Origin of the sequence: Brevundimonas sp., from assembly GCF_036400995.1 — a bacterium.
Lineage (GTDB): Bacteria > Pseudomonadota > Alphaproteobacteria > Caulobacterales > Caulobacteraceae > Brevundimonas.
Map to the genome: position 1 here is coordinate 12,833 of NZ_DASWWG010000019.1, position 23,999 is coordinate 36,831.

Here is a 23,999-nt window from a genome sequence, read left to right on the forward strand (position 1 = left end):
CGTGGCGGGACAACGCCCCGCCACGGTGAAAAGATCAAGGGGCCTGCGTCTTCGGCGCCGTGTGGCGGGAGCGGAACAGCTGCCCCCGCTCGGCGATCAGGACGAAGGTCAGGGCCAGCAGGCCCATCAGGGTGAAGCCCACCAGCATCGGCGTGGCCGTGCCCGCGAACTGCTGGCCGATGGTGAAGCCGGCGATCGAGCCGAAGGTGGTCGACAGGAAGCCCTGGGCCGAGCTGGCCGTACCGGCGATGTGGCCCATCTTCTCCATGGCCATCGCGCCGAAATTGCCGGCGATGAAGCCGAAGCAGAACATGGTCAGGCCCTGCAGGACGCCGAAGACCCAGATGGTCTCGTAGCCCAGGGCGGAGACCGTGGCGTGGATGCCCGCGACGCTGATGAAGCCGATCAGGGCGGCGTGGGAGATCAGGCGGCTGCCGAAGCGTTCGACGAAGGTGGCGTTCAGCAGGCTGGCGGCGGCGATCCCCCCGGCGACGGCGGCGAAGACCAGCGGGAACAGGTCGGCGGCGTGGAAGACGTGCTCGAAGATCGACTGCGACGAGTTCAGGAAGCCGAACAGGGCGCCGGTGATGGCCGTCATGGCCAGGGTGTAGCCCAGCGACTGGCGCTCGGTCAGGGCCTCGCGGAAGGCCGCGATGATCCGGCTCGGCTGGATCGGCAGGCGATCCTCCGGATGCAGGGTTTCCGGCAGGCGGATCGCGGCCCAGGCCATGACCAGCAGGCTGGCCGCGGCCAGAACACCGAAGATCCACGGCCAGGGGGCGACGTGCAGGATGGCGGCGCCCAGGCTGGGGGCGATGATCGGCACGCCGAGGAAGACCAGGAAGCTGAGCGACATGACCCGCGCCATGGTACGGCCCTCGTAGCGGTCGCGCACGATGGAGACGGCGAGCACCCGCAGCGAGGCCGCGCCGACGCCGCAGCCGACGCGGGCGGCGATGAGCAGTTCGAACGTCGGCGCCAGCGCCGCCATCAGGGCGAAGACGGCGTACAGGCCGACCCCGATCATCAGGATGGGCTTGCGGCCGAAACGGTCAGCGAGGGGGCCGTAGATGATCTGGGCCACGCCGAAGCCCAGCAGATAGGCGGTGATGATCCACTGGCGGTCGTTCTCGCGCAGCACGCCCAGCGCGTTGCCGATGTCGGGCAGGGCCGGAAGCATGGAATCGATCGCCAGCGCGTTCAGCGCCATCAGGCAGGCGATCAGGCAGACGAATTCGGGGAAGCCCGGTCCCTTGTGGGCGGGGGCGACGTCGGGCGTGGGGGAGGTCATCCGGGCCAGATGCGGTCAAGGTGCGACAATCGCAACCGCAAGGCCGTGAAAAGATGCGTGGGACGGCTATAAACCGCCGAATGAGCATCACCATCTTCCACAATCCGAACTGCGGCACCTCGCGCAACGTCCTGCAGATGATCCGCGACGCCGGGCATGAGCCCGAGGTGGTCGAGTACCTGAAGACCGGCTGGACCGCCGAGGGGCTGACGGCCCTGCTGGCCGGGGCGGGGCTGACGCCGCGCGAAGCGATGCGGACCCGGGGCGACGTCGCCGAGGGGCTGGGCCTGCTGAACCCGGGCACGTCGGACGAGACCATCCTCGCGGCCATGCTGGAGCACCCGATCCTGGTCGAGCGGCCGTTCGTGCGCACGCCGAAGGGCGTGGTGCTGGCGCGTCCGAAGGAGAAGGTGCTCGACGTCCTGTAGGTCGCCGCCTTGACGAAGTTAGCGCTAACATCGACGGTGCGGCTGCTGTCTGGAGCCGCCCGTGACCCTTCCTCGCCGTAGTCTGTTCAAGGCCGCCGTGGCCGCCGCCGCCCTGCCGACCGGGGCGCTGGCCGCGCCGGTCGTCGCGCGTCCCGAGAGCGCCGCCGCCGGTGCGCCGCCGCCGAACGGCCCCCGCTGGGGCGTCGGCGCGGAGGGGCAGCGCAAGGCGGACCTGGGCAACGGCCTGTTCCGCAATCCCGTCGTTCCCGGGGACCATCCCGACCCCACGATCCTGAAGGACGGGGACGACTACTACATGACCTTCTCGTCCTTCCTGTCCTACCCGGGACTGGTCATCTGGCACTCGACCGATCTGGTGAACTGGGCGCCGGTCGGGCCCGCCCTGCACACCTACTTGGGGGTCATCTGGGCGGTCGATCTGGTCAAGCACGGAGACCGCTACTTCATCTACATCCCGGCCGATCCGAAGAAGGAGGGCTGGTCGATCTTCGTCATCTGGGCCGACGACATCCGCGGCCCGTGGAGCGAGCCGATCGACCTGAACATCCACGGCTGCATCGACCCGGGCCACATCGTCGGCGAGGACGGGCGGCGCTATCTGTTCACCAACGGCATCCGCAAGATCCGGCTGACGGACGATGGCCTGGCGACCGACGGGACGCTGGAGCACGCCTATGCGCCGTGGCGGTATCCGGACGACTGGGTGGTCGAGAATTTCGCGCCGGAAGGGCCCAAGCTGCTGCGCCGGAACGACTGGTTCTATCTGGTCACCGCCGTCGGCGGGACGGCGGGGCCGCCCACCGGACACATGGTCATCGCGGCCCGGTCACGGTCGATCCACGGCCCGTGGGAACACTGTCCGCACAATCCGCTGGTGCGCACGTCGGACGCCGCCGAGCCGTGGTGGTCGCGCGGCCATGCGACCTTGGTCGAGGGTCCGGCCGGCGACTGGTGGATGGTCTATCACGGCTATGAAAACGGGCTGCGGACGTTGGGCCGCCAGACCCTGCTGGAGCCGATCGAGTGGACGGACGACGGCTGGTTCCGGGCGCTGGGCGGAGACCTGTCACAGCCGCTGACGGCGCCGCGCGGCGGCCGCGCCGGCCCGTCGACGCCTGCCCTGTCGGATGACTTCAGCCGGGACCGGCTGGGGGTGCAGTGGGCCTTCCACACCGAAGACCCGGAGGCGGCGGATCGCGCCCGCTATGACGGGACCGGGCTTCTGTTGCGCGGGCAGGGGAGCTCGCCGGCGGACTCGGCGCCCCTGCTGTGCGTGGTCGGGGACCCGGCCTATGAGGCCGAGATCGTGCTGGAGCTGGAGGGCGAGGCCGAGGGCGGTCTGGTGCTGTTCTACAATCCCAGGGCCTTCGTCGGGATTGGCTTCACCCCGACGACGCTCAAGACCTTCCAGTTCTCCGAGGAGCTGAGCTGGATGCGCGGGGCGAACGACCGTCGGCGCCTGCGCCTGAAGGTCCGGAACATCGACAATGTGGTGACCTGGTTCACCTCGTCCGACGAGGGGGCGAGCTGGGTGCGGAACGAGATGCGTATGGAGGTCTCGGGCCTGCACCACAACGTCTTCGGCGGCTTCCTGGCGCTCCGGGTCGGGGTCTATGCGGCGGGCGAGGGGCGGGTCCGGCTGACGGACTTCCGCTACCGGGCGCTGACGGGCGAGGGCTGAGGCTCAGCCGTTGCGGACCAGGCGGCGCAGGTGGTCGGCGACCACCTGGACGGACTCGCCGTAGCTGACCGGCTCGACGAAGCCGCCCCGGCTGTCGAACAGATAGAGCATCGACGAGTGGTCGATGGTGTAGCCGCCGTCTTCGGTCGGGACCTTGCGATAGTAGGCGCGATAGGCGGAGGCGGTCTTCGCCACGGCCTCGGGGCTGCCGGTCAGGCCGCGGATGCGCGGGTCGAAATTCGACAGGTAGCGGGCCAGTTCCTCCGGCGTGTCGCGCTCCGGGTCGACCGAGATGAAGACGACGTTCAGCCGGTCGGCGTCCGGGCCCAGGGCGGCCAGGGCGGCGGTCAGCTCGCCCAAGGTCGTCGGGCAGACCTCGGGACAGTAGGTGAAGCCGAAGAAGACGGCGGACGGCTTGCCCAGCAGGTCGGCCTCGGTGACCGTGCGGCCACGGGTGTCGACCAGTCGGAAGGGGCCGCCGATGTCGGCCTTCGGACCGGTCACGGTCGGCGAACCGCAGGCGGTCAGGCTGAGGGCGGCCAGCAGGGCCAGGACCCCGCGCCGGACCATCAGTGGCCCGCGCCGTGGGCGGGAGCGGGGGCCCGGACGGCGGCCTGGACCGTGATCGCCGGCGCGGCCTCGAAGCTCAGCGTCAGGGGGACAGTCGCCCCCTCGGTCAACGGGGCGGCCAGGTCGATCAGCATCAGGTGCTCGGCGCCGGGACGCAGGGCGACGGCCTCGCCGGCGGGGAGGGCCAGACCCTCGGGCAGGGCGCGCATGCGCATGACGCCGCCCTCGGTCGACATGGTGTGGATCTCCGGACGACCGGCGGCCGGAGTTGAGAAGGCCGTGAAGCGGTCATCCGTCGAGGCGGTCAGGGTGACGTAGCAGGCGCCGACCCGGGCCCCGTTCGGCGACGGACGGCACCAGGCGTCCGCCGCCTGCACGACCGGGGCGACAGGCTCCGCACGACCGCAGGCCGCCAGCCCCAGCAGGGCGGCGGACACGAGGATCAGACGTGTCATGCGGCGTCGTCCGACGCGGTCGCGGCGGCGGCGCGCTTGCCTTCCGGCAGACGGCCCTGGCCGAGGGTCCGGTTCAGCCAAAGGGCGATCAGGGTGATCACCGCACCCGACAGCAGATAGGCGCCCGAGGCGATCAGGCCGCCGTGCACCGACAGCAGCAGGGCCGCGGCCGGGGCGAAGCCGGCGCCGAACAGCCAGGCCAGGTCCGAGGTCAGGGCCGAGCCGGTGTAGCGGTGGCGGGTGGCGAAGCTGTTGGCCACGGCGCCCGAGGCCTGACCGAAGGCGAGGCCCAGCAGGATGAAGCCCGAGACCATGAAGACCAGCTCGCCCATCGGACCGGCGTCCAGCAGCTGGGGCGCGAAGCCGCTGAAGGCGGCGATGGCGGCGGCGGTGGCGGCCAGGACGGCGCGGCGGCCGAAGCGGTCGGCCAGCACGCCCGAGGCCATGATGGCGAAGACCCCGGCTACGGCGCCGACCATCTCGATCATCAGGAAGCGGCTGGGCGCCTCCTCGGTGAACAGGAAGACCCACGACAGGGGGAAGACGGTGACCATGTGGAACATGGCGAAGCTGGCCAGCGGGGCGAAGGCGCCGATGACGATGCGCGGACCCTCGGCGCGGATGGCCTGGAAGACCGGGGTGGGCTGCAGGTCGCGGCTTTCGAACAGCTCCTGGAAGGTCGGGGTCACGACGATGCGCAGGCGGGCGAACAGGGCCACGACGTTGATCGCGAAGGCGCAGAAGAAGGGATAGCGCCAGCCCCAGTCGAGGAAGTCGTCGGCCGACAGGACGGTCAGCAGATAGGCGAACAGGGCCGAGGCGACCAGCAGGCCGATCGGGGCGCCCAGCTGGGGCACCATGGCGTACCAGCCCTTGCGGTTCTCGGGCGCGCTTAGCGCCAGCAGGGAGGGCAGGCCGTCCCAGGCGCCGCCCAGGGCCACGCCCTGGCCGATGCGGAACAGGCCCAGCACCACCGCGGCCCAGACGCCCAGCTGCGCATGGCCGGGCACGAAGGCGACGGCCACGGTCGAGGTGCCGAGCAGCAGCAGGGCCGTCGTCAGGCGCGTCGCGCGGCCGAAGCGGCGGTCGATGGCGATGAACAGGGCGGTGCCGATCGGGCGGGCCAGGAAGGCCAGGGCGAACAGGCCGAACGACCACAGCATGCCGCTGACCGGATCGAGATGCGGGAAGATCAGGCGCGGGAACACCACCACGGAGGCGATGGCGTAGACGAAGAAGTCGAAGAACTCGGAGGTGCGGCCGATGATCACCCCGACCGCGATCTCACCGGCGTCGACGCGCCCGTGGAGCTGCCCGGCGTCATGTTCCAGGTCTTCGGAATTGGGCAGTTCGGCCTTGGCGGACATGGACGGGACGTAATCCTGTGTTTTCAGCGCGCCCCTTTCACAGGTACAACGTTCTGAGGGGATTGGACAGATTGTCCAATGTCCAGACGCTGCGTCCCTTTCTAACGAGCCGCGGCCTTCGCTCCTCCCGAAGGCCCCTTGCGGAGAGTTCACGGTCTTGCGCCCGCTAGCGTTTATCAGTCTCTGCCTGACCGGACTCCTGCTGTCCGGATGCCAGGCTGTCGTCCTCGATCCCGCCGGCCACATTGCCGCGCAGCAGCGCGACCTGCTGGTGGTGTCGGTCATCCTGATGCTGGTGATCATCGTGCCGGTGATGGCGCTGACGATCTTCTTCGCCTGGAAGTACCGCGCCTCGAACAAGGACGCCCGGTACGAGCCGGAGTGGGACCACTCGACCCATCTGGAGCTGGTCATCTGGGCCGCGCCGCTGCTGATCATCATCTGCCTGGGCGCGATCACCTGGACGGGCACCCACCTGCTGGACCCTTACCGCTCGCTGGACCGGATCAACCACGACCGCCCCGTCACCGCCGAGGTGCGGCCGATGGAGGTGCAGGTCGTCGCGCTCGACTGGAAATGGCTGTTCATCTACCCGGAGTACGGTGTCGCCTCGGTCAATGAGCTGGCCGCGCCGGTCGACCGGCCGATCCGTTTCACCCTGACCTCGTCGTCGGTGATGAACTCCTTCTACATCCCGGCGCTGGCGGGCCAGATCTACGCCATGCCCGGCATGGAATCGAAGCTGCACGCCGTGATCAACGCCCCGGGCGAGTACCGCGGCTTCTCGGCCAACTATTCGGGCGACGGCTTCTCGGGGATGAAGTTCGACTTCCACGGCCTGGAGCCGGCGGCCTTCGACGCCTGGATCGCGCAGTCGCGCGGCTCGGGCCTGAATCTGGACCGGGGCTCCTATCTTGCGCTGGCCCGGCCCAGCGAGCACGTCGCCCCGATCCGCTACGGCCGCGTCGATCCCCTGCTGTGGGACGCCGTGGTCGGCCGCTGCGTCGAGCCGGGCAAGATGTGCATGAGCGAGATGACCGCGCTCAACCGTCAGGGCGGCGCGGGCCTGCAGAGCATCCGCAACACCCTGCCGCCGGGCGCCGACGCCTACAGCCGCGCCCGTCCGTCCGTTCTGGGCGGCGACGCCGCCGGCTACGTCATGCAGGTCTGCACCGCGGACGAGGCCCGCGACGCGGCCATGGCCCGGTCCGAACTGGCCCGTGAAAGCCTGCTGGCCCCGCCGCGCTCGCTGGAGCGCCTGCGCGGCGCCGGCCTGCCCCGTAATCCGTCTTCCGCTACCGCGACGCCGACCCCCCGCGCCGCCGCCCTGGATACCGCCTCCTGATGGCTCACCTGACTTCGTCCGACCCGTCCGCCTTCGTCGAGATTTCCCCGCTTCTGGGACGCCTGACCTGGGCCGCGCTCCCGAAGGACCCGATCGTTCTGGGCACCTTCGCCGTCGTCGTGCTCGGCGGCCTCGGCCTGTTCGCCGTGATCACCCGCTACAGGCTGTGGGGCTATCTCTGGAAGGAGTGGTTCACCACCGTCGACCACAAGAAGATCGGGATCATGTACATGATCCTGGGCACGGTCATGCTGCTGCGCGGCTTCGCCGACGCGATCATGATGCGCCTCCAGCAGGCCATCGCCTTCGGCGGGTCCGAGGGCTATCTGAACGCCCACCACTACGACCAGATCTTCACCGCCCACGGCGTGATCATGATCTTCTTCGTGGCCATGCCCTTCATCACCGGGCTGATGAACTACGTCGTGCCGCTGCAGATCGGCGCGCGCGACGTGTCCTTCCCGTTCCTGAACAATTTCAGCTTCTGGATGACCACGGCGGGCGCGGTGATCGTGATGGCCTCGCTGTTCGTCGGCGAGTTCGCGCGCACCGGCTGGCTGGCCTATCCGCCGCTGTCGGGGATCGGATACAGCCCGGGCGTCGGGGTCGACTACTACATCTGGGCCCTGCAGATCGCGGGGGTCGGGACGACCCTGTCCGGCATCAACCTGATCGCGACCATCATCAAGATGCGCGCCCCGGGAATGGGCCTGATGAAGATGCCGGTCTTCACCTGGACCAGCCTCTGCTCGAACATCCTGATCGTGGCGTCCTTCCCGGTGCTGACCGCGGTGCTGGCCCTGCTGACGGCCGACCGCTACCTGGGCACCAACTTCTTCACCACGGATCTCGGGGGCAACCCGATGATGTACGTGAACCTGATCTGGATCTGGGGTCACCCCGAGGTCTACATCCTGATCCTGCCGCTGTTCGGCGTCTTCTCGGAGGTCGCCTCGACCTTCTCGGGCAAGCGCCTGTTCGGCTACACCTCGATGGTCTACGCCACGGTGGTCATCACCATCCTGTCGTACCTGGTGTGGCTGCACCACTTCTTCACGATGGGCTCGGGCGCCTCGGTGAACTCGTTCTTCGGGATCACCACCATGATCATCTCGATCCCGACAGGGGCGAAGATCTTCAACTGGCTCTTCACCATGTACCGCGGCCGCATCCGCTTCGAGCTGCCGATGATGTGGCTGGTCGCCTTCATGCTGACCTTCGTGATCGGCGGCATGACCGGCGTCATGCTGGCGGTCCCGCCGGCCGACTTCGTCCTGCACAACAGCCTGTTCCTGGTCGCGCACTTCCACAATGTGATCATCGGCGGCGTGCTGTTCGGCCTGTTCGCGGGGATCAATTTCTGGTTCCCGAAGGCCTTCGGCTTCAAGCTGGACAAGAAGTGGGGACTGGTCAGCTTCTGGTGCTGGGTGGTCGGCTTCTGGGTCGCCTTCGCGCCGCTGTACGTGCTGGGCCTGATGGGCGTGACCCGTCGCCTGCGCACCTTCGACGATCCGTCGTACCAGATCTGGTTCGTGATCGCGGCCATCGGCGCCTGCATCATCGCCGTCGGCATCCTGGCCTTCCTGATCCAGATCGCCGTCAGCGTCCTGAACCGCGACAAGCTGCGCGACGAGACGGGCGATCCGTGGGACGGCCGGACGCTGGAGTGGGCGACCTCGTCGCCGCCGCCGGCCTATAATTTCGCCTTCACCCCGATCATCCGGGACGGCGACGCCTGGTACGACATGAAGCAGGCGAAGTACGTGCGGCCGACCAAGGGCTTCAAGGCCATCCACATGCCGCGATACACCGGCACGGGCGTCATCCTGGCGGGCCTGTCGACGGTCTGCGGCCTGGCCATGATCTGGTACATCTGGTGGCTGGCCATCGCCTCCTTCATGGCGATCGTGGGCTACGCGATCTGGCACACCTTCAACTACGACCGGGACTACTACATCCCGGCCGATGAGGTCCGCGCGGTCGAGGACGGCCGGACCGGCGCCCTCAAGGCCTTCGCGGCCAAGGCGGAGGGCTGAACATGGCGACCGCAGTGAAATCGAACGAACCCTTCGCCTTCCATCCGGAGGAAGAGCCGCATCATCCGGAGGGGCACAGCACCCTGCTGGGCTTCTGGCTCTACCTGATGAGCGACCTGCTCATCTTCGCCATCCTGTTCGCCACCTTCGGCGTGCTCGGCACCTCCTACGCGGCGGGGCCGGGTCCGAAGGATCTGTTCGACCTGGAGCTGGTCGCGGTGAACACGGCCATGCTGCTGTTCTCCTCGATCACCTACGGCTTCGCCATGCTGGCGATGTTCAAGGGCAAGAAGGCCCAGACCCTGATCTGGCTGGCGGTGACGGGCCTGTTCGGCGCGGTCTTCCTGGGCATCGAGCTGTATGAGTTCCACCACCTGATCCATCTGGGCGCGACGCCCCAGCGCAGCGCCTTCCTGTCGGCCTTCTTCACCCTGGTCGGCACCCACGGCCTGCACGTGACCTTCGGCCTGATCTGGCTGGTGACGCTGATGGTGCAGGTCAGCCTGAAGGGGCTGATCCCGGCCAACCGCCGCCGCCTGATGTGCCTGTCGCTGTTCTGGCACTTCCTCGATCTGGTCTGGATCGGGGTGTTCAGCTTTGTCTATCTGCTGGGGATGGTGCGATGAGCGCCCACGACGATCACCACCATCATCACGATGACCACCACGACGACGGCCACGATCACGGCAGCTATCGCAGCTACCTGACCGGCTTCATCATCTCGGCGGTCCTGACGATCATCCCGTTCGCCCTGGTGATGACCGGGGCCGTGTCGCCCGCCGCCACCATGGGCGTGATCGTGAGCTTCGCGATCATCCAGATCGTGGTGCAGATCATCTACTTCCTGCACCTGCATCCCAAGTCGGAAGGCGGCTGGAACCTGCTGGCCTTCCTGTTCACCCTCATCATTCTGGTGATCGTGATCTCGGGGTCGCTGTGGGTCATGCACCACCTCGACAGCAACATGATGCAGACCCACGACATGGAAGCCCTGCAACAGTGAGGTCCGGCCTTGGCCGCTAAGGGACGTTGGCTCGCGGCGCTGTGCGTGGGGCTGGCCGTTCTCTTCGGCGGCCTTGGCGTCTGGCAGGTGCAGCGGCTGCAGTGGAAGCTGGACCTGATCGCGCAGACCGATGCGCGCGCGCACGCCGCGCCGGTCACGGCCCCCGCGCCGGAGGATCGCGAGGCGGGCGCCCGCGCGTATCAGGCCGTGCGCGCCCGGGGCGTGTTCGCCCACGACCGCGAGGTCCTGGTGCAGGCGGTGACGGCGATCGGGCCGGGCTACTGGGTGGTCACCCCGTTGCGGACGGACCGGGGGTTCACCGTGCTGGTGAACCGGGGCTTCGTTCCGCAGGACGCCGCCGCGACCCGCCGCTGGTCCCGCCCCGACGGCGAGCAGGACGTTCGGGGTCTGCTGCGCCTGACCGAGCCGCGCGGCGGCTTCCTGCGCGCCAATGATCCGGCGGCGGACCGCTGGCGGTCCCGCGACGTGGCCGCCATCACGCGGGCGAAAGGGGTGGCCGGGCCCGTCGCCCCCTATTTCATCGACGCCGGGCGCGGCGCCGGCGACGACGGGCCACGCGACGGGCCACGTGACTGGCCGCGCGGCGGGCTGACGCAGATCCGCTTCTCCAACAACCATCTGGTCTATGCCCTGACCTGGTTCGGCCTCGCCGCGCTGGCGCTGTTCGGCCTGTGGCGCGTGCGCAGGGAGCGCCACGCCGCGCGGGAGGGCGGGGCATGAGCGGGACGACCATCACCGAGACGGCCAATCGCGACAACCTGCGCCTGCTGGTGATGCTGCGCTGGATCGCGGTGATCGGCCAGCTGGCGACGATCACGGCGGTGGATCGCCTGATGGGGATCGCCCTGCCGCTGGGTCCGATGCTGGCGGTGCTGGGCGTGCTGGCGCTGATCAATCTGGTGTCTTTGATCCGGTGCCAGTCCGAGCGGCCGGTGTCGGGGCTGGAGCTGTTCATCGGCCTGATGATCGATGTGCTGGCGCTCTCGCTGCAGCTCTATCTGAGCGGCGGAGCGTCCAATCCCTTCGTGTCGATCTTCCTGCTGCAGGTGATCCTGGGGGCGGTGCTGCTGGAGGTCCGGTGGGCGACCGCCCTGACCGTCGCGACGGCGGGCGCCTTCGCCGTCCTCGCCTTCGTGCACCAGCCGCTGGTCATGCCGCATCACCGCGAGGGCCAGTTCCTGAACCTGCACCTGCTGGGCATGTTCCTGTGCTTCGTGCTGACCGCCGGGCTGCTGCTGTTCTTCCTCGCCCGGATCGCCGCCAACCAGCGCGAGCGCAGCCTGAAGCTGGCGGAGCTGAAGCAGAAGGCGGCGGAGGAGGATCACGTGGTGCGCATGGGCCTGCTGGCCGCCGGCGCCGCGCATGAACTGGGCACTCCGCTGGCCACCCTGTCGGTGATCCTGAACGACTGGCGCGGGCTGGAGGTGTTCCGCAAGGACGCCGACGCCCGCGAGGAATTGCAGACGATGACGGCGCAGCTGGAGCGCTGCAAGGCGATCGTCTCGGGCATCCTGCAGTCCTCGGGCGAACTGCGCGGCGAGGGCACGGTGAAGACCACGGTGCGCGGCTTCCTTGACGAACTGGTCGGCGACTGGCGCGCGCTCAGGACGCCGGTCGATCTGGTCTATGACAACGCCTTCGAACCGGATCAGGCGATCGTCTCGGACATCGCGCTGAAACAGGTGGTCACCAACCTGCTGGACAACGCCTTCGAGGCCGCCGCCGACCGGATCACCCTGACCGCCCGACGGCGCGAGGCGCATCTTGAGATCACCGTGTCGGACAGCGGCCCGGGTTTCGAGGCTTCGGTCCTGGAACGCCTCGGCCAGCCCTACGTCAGCACCAAGGCTCGCCCGGGCGGCGGACTGGGCCTGTTCCTGGTGTCGAACGTGGTGCGCAAGCTGGGCGGCGGCATCTCGGCCGGCAACCAGGCGGGCGGCGGGGCGGTGGTGACCCTGCGCCTGCCCCTTTCGGCCCTCGGAGGCGCCTGATGAGCGAGACCCCGTCCCTGATCATCGTCGAGGATGACGCCGCCTTCGCCGAGACCCTCGCCCGGTCGTTCCGGCGGCGCGGTTATATGGTCGAGACCTGCACCGGCCTGCCGGAGCTGGAGGAGCGGCTGACGGGGTTCTCGCCGGGCTTCGCCGTGGTCGACCTGAAGGTCGTCGGCGGCTCGGGGCTGGAATGCGTGCGGCTGCTGCACGCGCATGACCCGGCGATGCGGATCGTGGTCCTGACCGGCTTCGCCAGCATCGCCACGGCCATCGAGGCGACCAAGCTGGGCGCCTGCTACTACCTGGCCAAGCCGTCCAACACCGACGACATCGAGGCCGCCTTCTCGCGCGTGGACGGGGACGTCTCGACGCCGCTGACGGTGCGCCCGACCTCGATCAAGACGCTGGAGTGGGAACGCATCCACGAGGTGCTGGCCGAGACGGACTTCAACATCTCCGAGACGGCCCGCCGTCTGGGCATGCACCGCCGCACCCTGGCCCGGAAGCTCGAGAAGCGCCGGATCACCTGAGAAGACGGCCTGACAGAAGATGGATGGTGCGGGCGGTCGGGCTCGAACCGACACTCCTTGCGGAACCGGATTTTGAGTCCGGCGCGTCTACCAGTTTCACCACGCCCGCTTGGACCCGGGCCTACAGGGGCGGCCCGGGGAATGCAACTCAGGACGGGCGGTTCAGGCGCACGGTGAAGCGCAGGATCCGGCCCCGTACATCCGTGCCGTCGGCGGGCGGCGCGATGCGGGCGGCGGCGGTGGAGGCGAGGGCGGCGGCCGCGAAGCCCTGCCCGGCGGGGGCCTCGCCCTCGGCGCGGCAGTCCGCCAGCCCCCAGTCGGGGCTGACCACGCAGGAGACCTCGACCGCACCCTCCCCGGCCGTGGCGGCGGCGGGCCAGATCGGGCGCGGCTGGATCAGCCATGTGGGCGCCGGCTCCAGCGGCACCCGGACCAGCAGGTCGCGCGGCTCGTCCAGCGGCTCGCCGCATGCGGTCAGGACGGCGTCCACGGCGGCGGCGGAGGCCGGGGCGGTCAGGCGATAGCGGCGCACGCCCTCGGTCCCGGGCTCGGGCTGGAGGCGCAGGTCCAGGTCGCCGCCGGCGCGCAGCTGGCGCGCGAGACGGGCGGGCTCGTCGGCGCCGATGACCGGCTGGCCCGGACGGGCGGCCCAGACCTGCTCCTCATTGGCGACGGCGCCGATGGTGACGCGCGCGGTGCGCAGGGCGCCGGTCGAGACCGGGACGCCGGTCAGCAGCAGGTCCAGCGTCCCGGCCTGACAGCGCAGGGCCAGGATGTTGTCGCCGAAATCGAGGGTGGCCAGCGTCAGCTGACGCTCGGCGTTGACGGTCAGGTCCCAGTCCTCGGCCGGGTCCTGCGCGAGGGTGGGGCCGGAGGCGGCGAGGAGGGCGAGGGCGGAGACGAACAGACGCATGATCAGGCCTCGACCTTGACGTGGGCGTCCGTGCCGCCATGGCGGATGTTGCGGGCGCGGATGAACATCTCGACGCGCTGGGTCACGACCATGGCGGCGGCGAACAGCATGAAGGCCTCGATGATGGCCAGCGGATTGACGTGCCAGTCGGCGGCGTGGACCTCCAGCCAGGGCTGGAGCGCGCGGCGAGCCAGCAGGACCCCGATGACGATAATCAGGCCGATGGGCGAGGCCTGGGCCTTCAGCACGCCGTCGGCCTCCTTGTGGATGGTGGTCATCCGGCCCCGCTGCCAGCCGAAGGCGGCGCCCAGGGCGATGCCGACGGCGAGGATGACGAGCGACAGGGGATCGGCGGGCAGGGCGCCCTTGCCGCTCGCGTTGATGGCGAACAGGCCGCCGCCGATGGCCAGCACCACGATCAGCGGAGAGACCCACAGGAACTCGGGCCGCAGGGTGCGCGGCCTGCGGTTGCGCAGCAGCACGAGCGGGATCACGACCGCGATCACGATCAGCGGAATAAGTTGTTCTTGAGACACCGGACTTCCCCCGTCCGCGCGCCGGAAGCGACGGCGGACGGGCGGAGATTATCCGTCCCGCGGCGCGCGTAAAGCCGGATCAGCCGCCGGTCGGGGCCACGGTCTGTTCGATGGCGCCGAAGATGGAGTGGTGCTTCTCGTCCAGCATCTCGATTCGGACGGTGTCGCCGTGCCTGAGGAAGCCGGTCTCCGGCTTGCCGCGCAGGAGGGTCTCGACGGTGCGGACCTCGGCGATGCAACTGTAGCCCAGACCGCCTTCGCTGACCGGCTTGCCCGGGCCGCCGTCGGCGTCGCGGTTCGACACCGTGCCCGAGCCGATGACCGTGCCGGCGCACAGGGCGCGGGTCTTGGCCAGGTGGGCGATCAGGGTCCCGAAGTCGAAGGTCATGTCGACCCCGGCGTCGGCCTTGCCGAAATCCTCGCCATTCAGCTGGACTGACAACTCGCCATGCAGCTTGCCGTCTTGCCAGCGGTTGCCGAGGGCGTCCGGGGTGACGAGGACCGGCGACAGGGCGCTGGCCGGCTTGGACTGGACGAAGCCGAAGCCCTTGGACAGCTCGGCCGGGATCAGGTTGCGCAGGCTGACGTCGTTGACGAGGCCGACCAGACGGATGTGGCTCAGCGCCTCCTCGCGGGTCACGCCCTGGGGCACGTCGCCGGTGACGACAACGATCTCGGCCTCGAGGTCGCAGCCCCAGCTTTCGTCGGCCAGCGGGATCGAATCACGCGGGTTCAGGAAGCCGTCCGAGCCGCCCTGGTACATGAGCGGATCGGTCCAGAAGCTTTCCGGCATCTCGGCGCCGCGCGCCTTACGGACCAGTTCGACGTGGTTCACATAGGCCGAGCCGTCGGCCCACTGATAGGCGCGGGGCAGGGGGCTGGCGGCTTCCCGTTCGTGGAAGCGGCCGCGCGGCACGCCGCCGTGCTCGAGGCTTTCGGCCAGGGCGCGCAGGTCGGGTTCGACCCGGTCCCAGTTGTCCAGCGCCGCTTGCAGCGTGGGGGCGATCAGGAAGGCGTCGGTGAACCAGGCGAGGTCGCTGGAGACGACGACGAGGCGGCCGTCACGGCCATGCTTGAGCGAGGCGAGTTTCATGCCGCAGGCCTAGCCGGTTTCCTCGCGGGGGGAAACCGGGCGCCGCGTCGGTGGCGGATCAGTCGTGGCTCAGACCGGGGCCGCCGTCGCCGCCGGACAGCTCGGCCAGCGCCGCCCGAAGCGCGCGGACGCGGTCGTCCCTGTGCCGCCAGTGCTCGTTGAAGGCGGCGACGGCGAGACGCAGGGCGTCGGTCTGTTCGCGGACCGTCATCTCCTTGCGGGGCGCGGGCTCGGGAGGGTGGTGATCGTGGCCCGGTTTTTCGGGGTGGGCCGCGGACGGGGCGACGTTGATGGTGATGTTGGCCGCCGCCGCGCCGACGCTGGAGGTCGGGCCGTGGCCGTCGTGCCCGTGGTCGTCGCCATGCTTGTCGTCATGACCCTTGCCGTGGTCGGCCTTGGGCGGATGGGCGTCGTGCTTGTCGTCCTTCGGCTTGTCCTTGAGCTTGCCGTCGACCGCGCCGCGCAGGGCGGCGACACAGGCCGACAGGCCGTCCTTGCCTCCGGCCAGCGCCAGCGTCTTGCCCAGCCGCTTGTCGACCACGGACAGCAGGTGCTCGGCCCGGCTCTTCAGCGCGCTGTCGTCGGCCTTCATGGCGTCCTTGGCCGCGCCGTCGATCGCCTTCCAGATGCTGTCCGACCCGTCGCCGCCCTTGGGCCCCGAGCGCGAGCCCAGGAACCAGCCCAGCAGGCCGGCGGCGAGCAGCAGCAGGATCAGCGCGCCCCACAGCACCGGGTCCGCGCCGAAATAGATCGGGGCGTCGAGCGGGGCGTTGGCCGGATCGGCCGTGGGGAAGTCTGCGCCGTAGGACATGAAGGCTCCCGCTGAATGACCGAACGGCATTCTGCGCGGACCGTCCCGCTTGGCAACGGGAAAAGGTTAACGGCGGTGCGGATTCAGCCGGGCGGATGGATCAGGGCCTTGGCTTCGGCGCCCTCGCGGCCGCCGATCAGGCGCACCTCGACCTCGACGCAGATGGCACCTTCGGGCTGGTGGGCCCAGAGGTAGCGGCGCTCGACCTCGACGTCGCGGCCCGAGGGGGCGACGCCCTCGAAGGTGTCGCCCCACGGGGTGACGGCCTTCATGTCCGGCCAGGGCAGGGCGCAGGCGGCGTCCAGCTCCTCGATGGCCATCTCGGACAGTTCGTCATCGCTCACAGCCATCGGCGCACCTTCGATCGATAGGCGTCCCAGGCGGCGCCGAACCGGGCGGCGAGATAGCGCTCCTCGCGCAGGACCACAAACCGGTCGATGACCACCATGCAGGGGATCAGCAGGGCCAGGGCGATCAGGCTGTCGATCCAGACGGCGATCCCCGCGTAGGCCAGGGCGAAGCCGAGGTAGATCGGATTGCGGCTGACGCGGAAGACGCCGCCGGTCTCGAGCGCGACCGGCTCCTTCCACGGCTCGGCGGGCGTGCCCTTGCGGCGGAAGCTCTCCATCGCCGCCCCGTCCAGCAGCACGCCGCCGATGATGAGGGCGAAGGCGATGTAGCGGCGCACATCCCAGCCCACGCCGACGCCCGGATCGGCGACGACGAATGTCAGGCCCCAGCCGAGCAGGAGGAAGCCGACGTAGATCAGGGGCGGCGGAAAACGGACCGGTCCGGTCATACGGTCTGTCCCGACGGCGCGGTGAACTCGGACGCCGGGGCATCGCCGGTGTTGATGACCTCGGACGGCTCGAAGATCATCACCTCGGCCTCCTCGTCGGCGGCGGTGCGATGCTCGATCCCGCGCGGGACGACGATGAACTGGCCGGGATCCAGGCTGACGATCCGGTCGCGGAACTCGACCCGGAACCGGCCCTTCCAGACCAGGAACATCTCGTCGGCGTCGGCATGGCTGTGCCAGGGGAAGACGCCCTGCACCTTCACCAGCCGCACGTCCTGCCCGTTCAGCTGGGCGGCGATGCGGGGCCGCCAGTGGTCGGAGAAGGCGGCGAACTTTTCGGTCAGGTCGACGGCGGCGGTCATTCCTCCGGCTCCTCCTGCGCGTCTTCGCTCTGCCATTCGTCGGCATAGATCGCGACCTGTGCGGACGCGGTGCTGGAGACGAAGCCACGGTACATGCCGGAGGTGTTCATGGAGAAGGCGGGCTCGCCTTCCGGGTTCATGACAATCACGCCGCCTTCGCCGCCAAGTCTCCCGACCTCGGCGATCTCGGCGTCGGCCTGATACTGGCCCAGCGCCGGGAAGACCCGCTCGTAGATCGTCACTTCGTCCATCATCCCAGGCTCGCCCGGCTGGACCTGCACCCACCCCAGACGCTCGGACTCAGCATTCCGTCGATCCGCAGCGGCCCGGCTTTCGGCGAAGCGTGCACAGATATCCCGCGCCACCGTCGCCCGGATGAAATACTCGCCCGAGCCCGTCGCCGAGACCGCGCAGCCGTCGGCGTTGGAGGCGTAGGTGCCGGCGCCGATGACCGGCACGTCGCCGACGCGGCCCCAGCGCTTGGCGGTCATGCCGCCGGTGGAGGTGCCGGCGGCCAGTCGGCCCTGCTGGTCCAGCGCCACCGCGCCGACGGTGCCGAATTTGCGCTCGTTCAGGGGCGGGGCGGGCAGGTTGGCCATGGCGCCCGGCGCGGCGCCGGCGGGGCGCGGCGGGACGGGCAGGTTCTGGCGGCGCAGCTCGCGCTCCAGCCCCTGCCAGCGGCGCTCGGTGAAGAAGAAGCTGGGGTCCACCTGCTCCAGCCCGATCGAGGCGGCAAATGAATCGGCCCCTGCGCCGATCAGCATGACGTGGGGCGACTGCTCCATCACCGCGCGGGCGGCGGCGATGGGGTGGCGGGTGGTGGTCAGGCCCGCGACCGATCCGGCGTGCAGGGTCGAGCCGTCCATGATTGCCGCGTCCAGCTCGTTGCGGCCCTCGGCGGTGAAGACGGCGCCGCGCCCGGCGTTGAACAGCGGGTCGTCCTCCATGATCTGGATCGCCGCCTGCACGGCGTCCATGGCCGAGCCGCCCTCGGCCAGGATGGCCTGACCGGCCTGCAGGGCGCGGTGCAGGGCGGCGCGGTAGGCGGCGTCCTGTTCCGGGGTCAGGCTGTCGCGCTCGATCACCCCGGCGCCGCCGTGGATGGCCAGCGACCAGCGCGGCGGATCCTCCTCCTGCGCCGCGACCGGCGTGGCGATGAGGGCGAGGACGGCGGCGGCGAGCGCGAGGGCGTGACGGTTCATGGCCGCAACCTCGACCAGCGGAGCCCCGAACTCAAGCGGTCAGATCAGCCACTTCGGCATCTGGATCTCCGCCGGAGCCATGCCGTAGAGGCGGCGGCTCAGCAGGGCCAGCCGCGCGGTGGGGCCGTCATCCGGATGCGCCAGCCAGGCGCAGCCCAGCAGGCGGTTGACCGACGGCGGCCGGTCGATCCAGCCGAAGGGCCGGTCGGGCAGCAGCAGCAATCTGCGCCGGGCGCCGTTGCGGCGTGTCCGCCAGCGGATGTCCCCGCGGACGGCGTGGGCGAAGTCCGCGTTCAGGGTGACGAGAACCTCCGGGTCCCAGTCCGCCACCTGCTCCAGCGTGGTCGGGCCGATGCCCTCGCCGCCGACGGCGACATTGGTCCAGCCCGCGCCCTCCAGCACCTCGGTGGCCAGGGCGCTGCGGAAGCCGGTCTTCAGGCCGTCGGCGCCGCGCGCGTAATAGAAGCTCGGTCCCGGCCCGGACGCCCGCCATTCCGCGAGAACACCCTCGGCGTCCTCCGCCAGCGACTCGCCGCGCGCGGCCTCGTCCAGCAGGCGGCCGGCCTGACGGAAGGCCTCGGGAATTCGGGTCAGGGCGCCGTCGATCAGGGCCCAGGGCACGCCCAGCTGGGCGCTGGCCTCGCGCCCGGTCTCGACCACGTCGGGGCGGGTGTCGCCGTAGTCGAGGATCAGCCTCGGATGCAGGGTCGACAGGGCCGCGGTGTCGGCCTTGCGGCCGGGGCCGGACAGGCGGCCCAGTTCGGGCAGGGCGGCCGCCGACGCGCTGAGCCCGGTCAGGCAGTCCGGATGGGGCTTCACCGGCCATCCCGCCAGCCGCTCCCGCGCGACGGCCCAGATCAGCACCGCCGCGGGCTGCCCCGCGGCGATGACGTCCCGCGCGTGCGAAGGCGGACGCGCGCAGCCCGAAGGGGCCAGCGCGGCGGCGCTCCCGAGAGCCAAGGTCATGCGGCGGGTCAGCATCCGGGAATCGGCTCCTGCGACGTCGCCGTCGGGTCTCACATGGGGTTACGGCTTGTAAACCCCGTCGCCCGGTGGTCCTATCGCGCCTTCGTCAGGGGAGGCGGGGCGCATGCGCGCGCCTGCATCAAACGGGCATCGCACCCCGCAAGCCAAAGGGTAAGAATGAATATCGTCATCTTGCTGGGGGTGATCATCACCCTCGCCACGGGCATTCCCGTGCTTCTTCAGATCCTCAAGGGGCACCCCCGCGGGCTGATCATCTGCTTCTTCGCCGAGATGTGGGAACGGTTCTCGTTCTACGGCATGCGCGGCCTGCTCATCTTCTATCTGACCCAGCACTTCCTGTTCCCGGACGATACGGCCTCGGGCCAGTACGGCACCTACGGCTCGCTGGTGTACCTGCTGCCGCTGATCGGCGGCATCGTCGCCGACCGTTACATCGGCACCCGCAAGGCGATCATGTTCGGCGCCATCCTGCTGGTCATGGGCCACGGCCTGATGGCCTTCGAAGGCAGCCCGGCCCGTCAGGTCGTCAATGTCGGCGGCCAGTCCTATCCGGTCCAGATCGTCGATCGCGGCGAGCAGAAGGTCGGCCAGGTCGTCGTGGACGGTCAGGGCTATGACTATGCGACCGGTGAGAACGGCAGCATCACCGTGGCCTCGGCTCCGGCCGGTTCGCCGCTGGCGACCGCCGCTCCGGGCTCGCTGAAGGTGGATGTGGTCAAGTCGACCGGCGAAAACTGGTTCTTCCTGGCCCTGTCGCTGATCATCATGGGCGTCGGCTTCCTGAAGCCGAACATCTCGACCCTGGTGGGCCAGCTGTATCCGCAAGGCGATCCGCGCCGGGATTCCGGCTTCACCCTGTACTACTACGGCATCAACCTGGGGGCCTTCTGGGCCGCCGTCCTCTGCGGTTACCTCGGCCAGAACTTCGGCTGGGGCTGGGGCTTCGGCCTCGCCGGCATCGGTATGGCCCTCGGCCTGCTGGTCTTCTGGCTCGGCAAGCCGCTGCTGCAGGGCAAGGGCGAGAGCCCCTATCCCGAGCTGATCAAGAAGCCGGTCGCCGGCTTCCTGAACCGCGAGATCATCATCTACCTGCTGGGCTTCGTCGGCGTCGGCCTGCTGTTCTTCGTGGTGCCGAACCACGCCCTCGTCGGTCAGGGCCTGCTGCTCTCGACCGTCGCGGCGCTGGCCTTCATCACCTGGTTCATCATCTTCAAGATCGGCAAGGACAAGGTCGCCCGCGAGCGGATGATGCTGGCCATGGTGCTGATCTTCGGTTCGGCGGTGTTCTTCACCCTGTTCGAACAGGCCGGTTCGTCGCTGAACCTGTTCGCTGACCGGAACGTCGACCTGTCGGTCACCGCCTCGGCCGGCACCCTGTTCGGCATCCCGTACGGCACCCCGGCGCAGATGGCCGCCGCGGGCCTGTCGACCACGGGCCTGTGGATCGACACCTCGATCACCGCCGCCCAGACCCAGTCGTTCAACGCCGGCTACATCCTGATCTTCGCCCCGGTGTTCGCGGCCCTCTGGGCCTTCCTGGGCAAGCGCAAGATGGACCCGAACCCGGTGGTCAAGTTCGGCCTCGGCATCATCCAGGTCGGCCTCGGCTTCCTGGTCGTGGTGTGGGGCGCCAACTCGGGCATGGTGGACGACGCCTTCCGCACCCCGCTGGTGCTGCTGGGCCTGCTCTACATGCTGCACACGACGGGTGAGCTGTTCCTGTCGCCGGTGGGCCTGTCCGAAATCACCAAGCTGTCGGTCCCCTCGATCGTCAGCTTCATGATGGCGGTGTGGTTCATGGCCTCGTCGATCGCCCACTTCATCGGCGGCGAGATCGCCAAGCGGGTCGGCACCGAGACCGTCGGCGGCCAGGTGACCAATCCGGAAGCCGCGCTGCAGTCGTCGCTGGACACCTTCAACCAGATCGGTCTGTGGGGCGTCGGCATCGGCGTCTTCTTCATCCTGATCAGCTTCGTCATCTCGAAGTGGTCGAACGGGGTGAACGACCCCGACGCCCACCCCGGCCCGGCCCTGTCGGACGCCGGTCGCGAGGACGGCAACGTCGCCAACCCGTCGGCCACCACCACGGGCCACTGAGCGGCGGACCATCGCTGAAACGGGAAGAGCGGAGCCGCAAGGCTCCGCTCTTTTCTTTTGGCGCTATCGCTCGGCGCGCGGCGCCTCGCTGCCTGAGCGCGGGACGGGCTCTGCCGCTCGGCGCGGGTGGCGGCGCAACAAACCTGCGCTCAAGCAATGACGCGTCGCGAACGATAGCGCCCCTCATCTGCGCTCAAGCAGCGAGCGCCCGCGGCGCGAGCGGTAGCGCCCTAGAATGTCTTCCGGAGCTGCAGGTAGAGCCAGGGGCTGGCCTCGGTCTGGCGGACCTCGCGCTGGCTGACCGGGGCGAGGTCGCGGGGGCCGCTGTGCAGCAGGCGGTCGTAGCCCTGGGTCTGGTCGGTGGCGTTGCCGAGGTCGAGCCGGACGGTCAGGTCCTCGCGCGGCTTCCACTGGCCGTAGACCAGCACGAAGGGCTCCTCGCGCAGGGCCCGGACCTCGCGCACGCGGAAGATCCGGCCCTTGTCGACGTTGCAGCCGTGCTCGAAGCCCCAGGACCAGCGGCCGCCCGCCAGATCGTGGTTGAAGTCGACCTGGCAGCCGAAGGCCTGATCGCCCTGGAAGCGGCGCGTCTCGCCGGTGACCGGGTCGGTCACCTCGGTCCAGGACCAGGTCGTGCGGGCCTGCAGGCGGGCGTTCGGAACGCCCAGCTTGTCGAAGGGCAGGGTCAGGCGCAGGCGGAAGAAGCCCGAGGTCCCGTCGCCGATGTTGCCCACGCCGTCAAAGCCGCCGGCCAGGGGAATGACGTCGACCACGTCCTCGACCTCGGCATGCTGGATCGTGGCGTCGAATACGCCGTCGTCCCAGAAGCGGCGCTCGTACAGGGCCTCGAACACCGTCTGCTGCTGGGGCTCCAGATCGGGGTTGCCCGCCTCGACCTGGCCGATGTCGATGTCGGCCGAGGCGACGAAGTCGTCGAAGTCCAGCTGGCCCACGTCGCGCTCGATGCGGAAGCGGAACTGGTGACCCGCGCGCGGCGTCCAGGTCGCCTGCACCCGGGGCTTGGGGTAGACGAAGGTCTTGCTGGCGTCGCTGTCGCCCGACTGGCTGATCTCCGAGGCCTCGACGCGCAGGCCGAACTCCAGGGTGAAGTCTGGCGAGGGCCGCCAGGTCGCCTGTCCGAAGGCCTCGCCGCGCAGCTCCTCGACCCGCACGGAGGCCGAGGGCAGGTGCACGGGCACGCCGTTCTCGGCATAGGTCGTGGCGCTGTCGAGGAAGTTCCAGGCGGCCTCGCCGCCCAACTCCAGCGCCCAACGGTCCGATGGGCGGAAGCGCAGGGCGGCGCGGGCGATGGACTCGCCGGCGGACCCGTCCGAGGTGAAGGTCTCGCTGTCGCCGCCGCTGGTCGAGACGCCGACATAGTCCTCGGTCTCGTAGCGCTGCAGGCCGGTCAGCTCCAGCGTGGTGCGGGGCCCCAGATCCCGGACCCAGTTCACGCCCAGTTCGGCCTCGAGCGACTGTTCCTCCTCGGCGTTGTCGCTACTCGCGCCCGGGCCGGAGCGGATCAGCACCGCCTGGGTGTTCTCCTCGTCGAACAGTCCCACCAGCCCGTTGATCCGCAGCCGTCCACCCGCGAGGCGGCGTTGCAGGGCGCCGGTCGCACGCACGTTGCGATACTGGTCCCAGCGGTCCAGGTCCGCGTCCTGGACAAGGGCGCCGGACGGGTCGTAGCGGCGGCGGAAGCCGGGGCCCGTGCCGTCCGTGCGGTCGCTGGCGGCGCTGATCTCGGCCTCGATCTGCTCCTCGCCCTCGCGGCGCGACCAGCCGAACAGCAGAACCGGGCCGAGGTAGCCGTCGGGATAGACGTAGGTGTTGGTCTCCAGCACCCGCTCGGTGGTCACGGTGCGCACCAGCACGACGTTGGCCACGACCGGATGGCCACGCATGTCGATGCCGGGGGCGCCGCCGCGGATCAGCTCGATCCGGGCCACCGAGGCGGCCGATATCCGGCCCAGGACGTCGCCGAGGTCGTCGGTCTTGCTCGCGGGCGGCTGGCCGTCGATCAGGACGTTGCCGCTGGCGCCCGCGAGGCCGCGGGTGTCGCTGTCGCCGGAGCTGAACGAGAAGCCGGGCAGGCGGGCGATCATGTCCCAGGCGGTGTTGGGGCGGCTGTCGGCGAAGAAGGCGGGTTCGAACACCAGAACGCCGCGCTGGGCGGCGTCGACTTCCGGGGCGTCGCTCACGGGGCCGGTCGGCCGGGGCGCCTGGGCGACGCCGCCGGGAGCGACCTGGGCCATGGCCGGAGCCGCCAGTACGGACGCCGCGACGCCCGCCAGCCACACAGCCCTGCGCATGAACCTCTCCCCCCGTTCCGGCCGCGACCTATGCCTGTGCTGCGAGGCGCTCGCAAGCGCCAGATGCCGGGTGGGCGGCGGAGGTTAAGGGGACCTCCGCCGCCGCTTCGGAACTCCGGCCTGATCGAGGGCGCGGGCCGGAGCC

The 23,999-nt window shown here is 69.7% G+C and carries 24 protein-coding genes and 1 tRNA gene; 10 read left to right on the forward strand and 15 right to left on the reverse strand.

The annotated features are described in order from the left end of the window. Positions 1 to 34 precede the first annotated feature (34 nt). Positions 35 to 1,291 carry a multidrug effflux MFS transporter gene (locus VGE03_RS02820; RefSeq protein ID WP_331044955.1) on the reverse strand — a complete coding sequence of 419 codons (1,257 nt, stop codon included), beginning with the start codon at positions 1,289 to 1,291 and terminating at the stop codon, positions 35 to 37. Positions 1,292 to 1,371: 80 nt separating this feature from the next. On the opposite strand from VGE03_RS02820, the gene arsC reads away from it, so the two are divergent. Next, the gene (gene arsC / locus VGE03_RS02825; protein WP_331044956.1) at positions 1,372 to 1,719 is read left to right on the forward strand and encodes an arsenate reductase (glutaredoxin); all 348 of its coding nucleotides are present in this window, start codon (positions 1,372 to 1,374) and stop codon (positions 1,717 to 1,719) included. 61 nt (positions 1,720 to 1,780) lie between these two features. After that, positions 1,781 to 3,421 carry a family 43 glycosylhydrolase gene (locus tag VGE03_RS02830; protein ID WP_331044957.1) on the forward strand — a complete coding sequence of 547 codons (1,641 nt, stop codon included), beginning with the start codon at positions 1,781 to 1,783 and terminating at the stop codon, positions 3,419 to 3,421. A gap of 3 nt (positions 3,422 to 3,424) precedes the next feature. Here the strand turns inward: VGE03_RS02830 and VGE03_RS02835 are convergent, their stop codons facing one another. Genes VGE03_RS02835 through VGE03_RS02845 form a run of 3 tightly spaced genes read right to left on the reverse strand, consistent with a single transcriptional unit; the run spans position 3,425 to position 5,813 of the window. Further along, positions 3,425 to 3,991 carry an SCO family protein gene (locus tag VGE03_RS02835; RefSeq protein ID WP_331044958.1) on the reverse strand — a complete coding sequence of 189 codons (567 nt, stop codon included), beginning with the start codon at positions 3,989 to 3,991 and terminating at the stop codon, positions 3,425 to 3,427. Further along, a complete protein-coding gene (locus VGE03_RS02840; protein ID WP_331044959.1) occupies positions 3,991 to 4,446 on the reverse strand; it encodes a copper chaperone PCu(A)C in 456 nt (151 codons plus the stop codon). The genes VGE03_RS02835 and VGE03_RS02840 overlap by 1 nt, the downstream gene beginning before the upstream one ends. After that, positions 4,443 to 5,813 (reverse strand): MFS transporter, encoded by a 1,371-nt coding sequence (locus VGE03_RS02845; RefSeq protein ID WP_331044960.1) that lies wholly within the window; start codon positions 5,811 to 5,813, stop codon positions 4,443 to 4,445. The genes VGE03_RS02840 and VGE03_RS02845 overlap by 4 nt, the downstream gene beginning before the upstream one ends. Before the next feature lie 157 nt (positions 5,814 to 5,970). Here VGE03_RS02845 and cyoA point away from each other — a divergent pair, with 157 nt between their 5' ends. The 7 genes from cyoA to VGE03_RS02880 are packed head-to-tail and all read left to right on the forward strand — an operon-like array spanning position 5,971 to position 12,742. Beyond that, complete coding sequence (gene cyoA / locus VGE03_RS02850; RefSeq protein WP_331044961.1) at positions 5,971 to 7,158, forward strand: ubiquinol oxidase subunit II; 1,188 nt, start codon at positions 5,971 to 5,973, stop codon at positions 7,156 to 7,158. Beyond that, positions 7,158 to 9,194 (forward strand): cytochrome o ubiquinol oxidase subunit I, encoded by a 2,037-nt coding sequence (gene cyoB, locus VGE03_RS02855; RefSeq protein WP_331044962.1) that lies wholly within the window; start codon positions 7,158 to 7,160, stop codon positions 9,192 to 9,194. The genes cyoA and cyoB overlap by 1 nt, the downstream gene beginning before the upstream one ends. Before the next feature lie 2 nt (positions 9,195 to 9,196). Beyond that, positions 9,197 to 9,820, forward strand: a complete 624-nt coding sequence (gene cyoC, locus VGE03_RS02860) for a cytochrome o ubiquinol oxidase subunit III (RefSeq protein WP_331044963.1) — start codon at positions 9,197 to 9,199, stop codon at positions 9,818 to 9,820. After that, entirely contained in the window at positions 9,817 to 10,197 is a 381-nt protein-coding gene (gene cyoD, locus VGE03_RS02865) for a cytochrome o ubiquinol oxidase subunit IV (protein ID WP_331044964.1), read from the forward strand. The genes cyoC and cyoD overlap by 4 nt, the downstream gene beginning before the upstream one ends. A 45-nt stretch (positions 10,198 to 10,242) precedes the next feature. Beyond that, complete coding sequence (locus VGE03_RS02870) at positions 10,243 to 10,938, forward strand: SURF1 family protein (RefSeq protein ID WP_331044965.1); 696 nt, start codon at positions 10,243 to 10,245, stop codon at positions 10,936 to 10,938. Beyond that, positions 10,935 to 12,209, forward strand: a complete 1,275-nt coding sequence (locus tag VGE03_RS02875) for an ATP-binding protein (RefSeq protein ID WP_331044966.1) — start codon at positions 10,935 to 10,937, stop codon at positions 12,207 to 12,209. Before VGE03_RS02870 ends, VGE03_RS02875 begins: the two co-directional genes overlap by 4 nt. Further along, positions 12,209 to 12,742 carry a response regulator transcription factor gene (locus tag VGE03_RS02880; protein WP_331044967.1) on the forward strand — a complete coding sequence of 178 codons (534 nt, stop codon included), beginning with the start codon at positions 12,209 to 12,211 and terminating at the stop codon, positions 12,740 to 12,742. The genes VGE03_RS02875 and VGE03_RS02880 overlap by 1 nt, the downstream gene beginning before the upstream one ends. 24 nt (positions 12,743 to 12,766) lie before the next feature. Here VGE03_RS02880 and VGE03_RS02885 read toward each other — a convergent pair. The 10 genes from VGE03_RS02885 to VGE03_RS02930 form a co-directional block, all read right to left on the reverse strand. Continuing rightward, positions 12,767 to 12,851 (reverse strand) — tRNA-Leu (locus VGE03_RS02885). 39 nt (positions 12,852 to 12,890) lie between these two features. Next, positions 12,891 to 13,655 (reverse strand): hypothetical protein, encoded by a 765-nt coding sequence (locus tag VGE03_RS02890; RefSeq protein WP_331044968.1) that lies wholly within the window; start codon positions 13,653 to 13,655, stop codon positions 12,891 to 12,893. Between the two features lie 2 nt (positions 13,656 to 13,657). Next, a complete protein-coding gene (locus tag VGE03_RS02895; RefSeq protein ID WP_331044969.1) occupies positions 13,658 to 14,191 on the reverse strand; it encodes a DUF1453 domain-containing protein in 534 nt (177 codons plus the stop codon). A gap of 79 nt (positions 14,192 to 14,270) precedes the next feature. Further along, entirely contained in the window at positions 14,271 to 15,284 is a 1,014-nt protein-coding gene (locus VGE03_RS02900) for a fumarylacetoacetate hydrolase family protein (protein WP_331044970.1), read from the reverse strand. Between the two features lie 58 nt (positions 15,285 to 15,342). After that, positions 15,343 to 16,095 (reverse strand): hypothetical protein, encoded by a 753-nt coding sequence (locus VGE03_RS02905; RefSeq protein WP_331044971.1) that lies wholly within the window; start codon positions 16,093 to 16,095, stop codon positions 15,343 to 15,345. Between the two features lie 83 nt (positions 16,096 to 16,178). Continuing rightward, the gene (locus tag VGE03_RS02910) at positions 16,179 to 16,445 is read right to left on the reverse strand and encodes a hypothetical protein (RefSeq protein ID WP_331044972.1); all 267 of its coding nucleotides are present in this window, start codon (positions 16,443 to 16,445) and stop codon (positions 16,179 to 16,181) included. Continuing rightward, a complete protein-coding gene (locus VGE03_RS02915) occupies positions 16,436 to 16,894 on the reverse strand; it encodes an isoprenylcysteine carboxylmethyltransferase family protein (protein WP_331044973.1) in 459 nt (152 codons plus the stop codon). Before VGE03_RS02915 ends, VGE03_RS02910 begins: the two co-directional genes overlap by 10 nt. After that, positions 16,891 to 17,256 (reverse strand): cupin domain-containing protein, encoded by a 366-nt coding sequence (locus VGE03_RS02920; protein ID WP_331044974.1) that lies wholly within the window; start codon positions 17,254 to 17,256, stop codon positions 16,891 to 16,893. The genes VGE03_RS02915 and VGE03_RS02920 overlap by 4 nt, the downstream gene beginning before the upstream one ends. Next, positions 17,253 to 18,458 carry an isoaspartyl peptidase/L-asparaginase gene (locus VGE03_RS02925; RefSeq protein WP_331044975.1) on the reverse strand — a complete coding sequence of 402 codons (1,206 nt, stop codon included), beginning with the start codon at positions 18,456 to 18,458 and terminating at the stop codon, positions 17,253 to 17,255. Before VGE03_RS02925 ends, VGE03_RS02920 begins: the two co-directional genes overlap by 4 nt. Positions 18,459 to 18,497: 39 nt before the next feature. Next, complete coding sequence (locus VGE03_RS02930) at positions 18,498 to 19,439, reverse strand: hypothetical protein (RefSeq protein WP_331044976.1); 942 nt, start codon at positions 19,437 to 19,439, stop codon at positions 18,498 to 18,500. Between the two features lie 162 nt (positions 19,440 to 19,601). On the opposite strand from VGE03_RS02930, the gene VGE03_RS02935 reads away from it, so the two are divergent. Continuing rightward, the gene (locus tag VGE03_RS02935; protein ID WP_331044977.1) at positions 19,602 to 21,542 is read left to right on the forward strand and encodes an oligopeptide:H+ symporter; all 1,941 of its coding nucleotides are present in this window, start codon (positions 19,602 to 19,604) and stop codon (positions 21,540 to 21,542) included. 230 nt (positions 21,543 to 21,772) lie between these two features. Here VGE03_RS02935 and VGE03_RS02940 read toward each other — a convergent pair whose 3' ends face one another. Then, positions 21,773 to 23,854, reverse strand: a complete 2,082-nt coding sequence (locus VGE03_RS02940; RefSeq protein WP_331044978.1) for a TonB-dependent receptor plug domain-containing protein — start codon at positions 23,852 to 23,854, stop codon at positions 21,773 to 21,775. Positions 23,855 to 23,999 lie beyond the last annotated feature (145 nt).

What these genes read in the sequence shown, in the direction of transcription:
- VGE03_RS02820 (WP_331044955.1), bottom strand. Translation starts at nt 1,291, where the DNA reads ATGACCTCCCCCACGCCCGACGTCGCCCCCGCCCACAAGGGACCGGGC.
- arsC (WP_331044956.1), top strand. Translation starts at nt 1,372, where the DNA reads ATGAGCATCACCATCTTCCACAATCCGAACTGCGGCACCTCGCGCAAC.
- VGE03_RS02835 (WP_331044958.1), bottom strand. Translation starts at nt 3,991, where the DNA reads ATGGTCCGGCGCGGGGTCCTGGCCCTGCTGGCCGCCCTCAGCCTGACC.
- VGE03_RS02840 (WP_331044959.1), bottom strand. Translation starts at nt 4,446, where the DNA reads ATGACACGTCTGATCCTCGTGTCCGCCGCCCTGCTGGGGCTGGCGGCC.
- VGE03_RS02845 (WP_331044960.1), bottom strand. Translation starts at nt 5,813, where the DNA reads ATGTCCGCCAAGGCCGAACTGCCCAATTCCGAAGACCTGGAACATGAC.
- cyoB (WP_331044962.1), top strand. Translation starts at nt 7,158, where the DNA reads ATGGCTCACCTGACTTCGTCCGACCCGTCCGCCTTCGTCGAGATTTCC.
- cyoC (WP_331044963.1), top strand. Translation starts at nt 9,197, where the DNA reads ATGGCGACCGCAGTGAAATCGAACGAACCCTTCGCCTTCCATCCGGAG.
- cyoD (WP_331044964.1), top strand. Translation starts at nt 9,817, where the DNA reads ATGAGCGCCCACGACGATCACCACCATCATCACGATGACCACCACGAC.
- VGE03_RS02875 (WP_331044966.1), top strand. Translation starts at nt 10,935, where the DNA reads ATGAGCGGGACGACCATCACCGAGACGGCCAATCGCGACAACCTGCGC.
- VGE03_RS02880 (WP_331044967.1), top strand. Translation starts at nt 12,209, where the DNA reads ATGAGCGAGACCCCGTCCCTGATCATCGTCGAGGATGACGCCGCCTTC.
- VGE03_RS02890 (WP_331044968.1), bottom strand. Translation starts at nt 13,655, where the DNA reads ATGCGTCTGTTCGTCTCCGCCCTCGCCCTCCTCGCCGCCTCCGGCCCC.
- VGE03_RS02900 (WP_331044970.1), bottom strand. Translation starts at nt 15,284, where the DNA reads ATGAAACTCGCCTCGCTCAAGCATGGCCGTGACGGCCGCCTCGTCGTC.
- VGE03_RS02905 (WP_331044971.1), bottom strand. Translation starts at nt 16,095, where the DNA reads ATGTCCTACGGCGCAGACTTCCCCACGGCCGATCCGGCCAACGCCCCG.
- VGE03_RS02910 (WP_331044972.1), bottom strand. Translation starts at nt 16,445, where the DNA reads ATGGCTGTGAGCGATGACGAACTGTCCGAGATGGCCATCGAGGAGCTG.
- VGE03_RS02915 (WP_331044973.1), bottom strand. Translation starts at nt 16,894, where the DNA reads ATGACCGGACCGGTCCGTTTTCCGCCGCCCCTGATCTACGTCGGCTTC.
- VGE03_RS02920 (WP_331044974.1), bottom strand. Translation starts at nt 17,256, where the DNA reads ATGACCGCCGCCGTCGACCTGACCGAAAAGTTCGCCGCCTTCTCCGAC.
- VGE03_RS02925 (WP_331044975.1), bottom strand. Translation starts at nt 18,458, where the DNA reads ATGAACCGTCACGCCCTCGCGCTCGCCGCCGCCGTCCTCGCCCTCATC.
- VGE03_RS02930 (WP_331044976.1), bottom strand. Translation starts at nt 19,439, where the DNA reads ATGCTGACCCGCCGCATGACCTTGGCTCTCGGGAGCGCCGCCGCGCTG.
- VGE03_RS02935 (WP_331044977.1), top strand. Translation starts at nt 19,602, where the DNA reads ATGAATATCGTCATCTTGCTGGGGGTGATCATCACCCTCGCCACGGGC.
- VGE03_RS02940 (WP_331044978.1), bottom strand. Translation starts at nt 23,854, where the DNA reads ATGCGCAGGGCTGTGTGGCTGGCGGGCGTCGCGGCGTCCGTACTGGCG.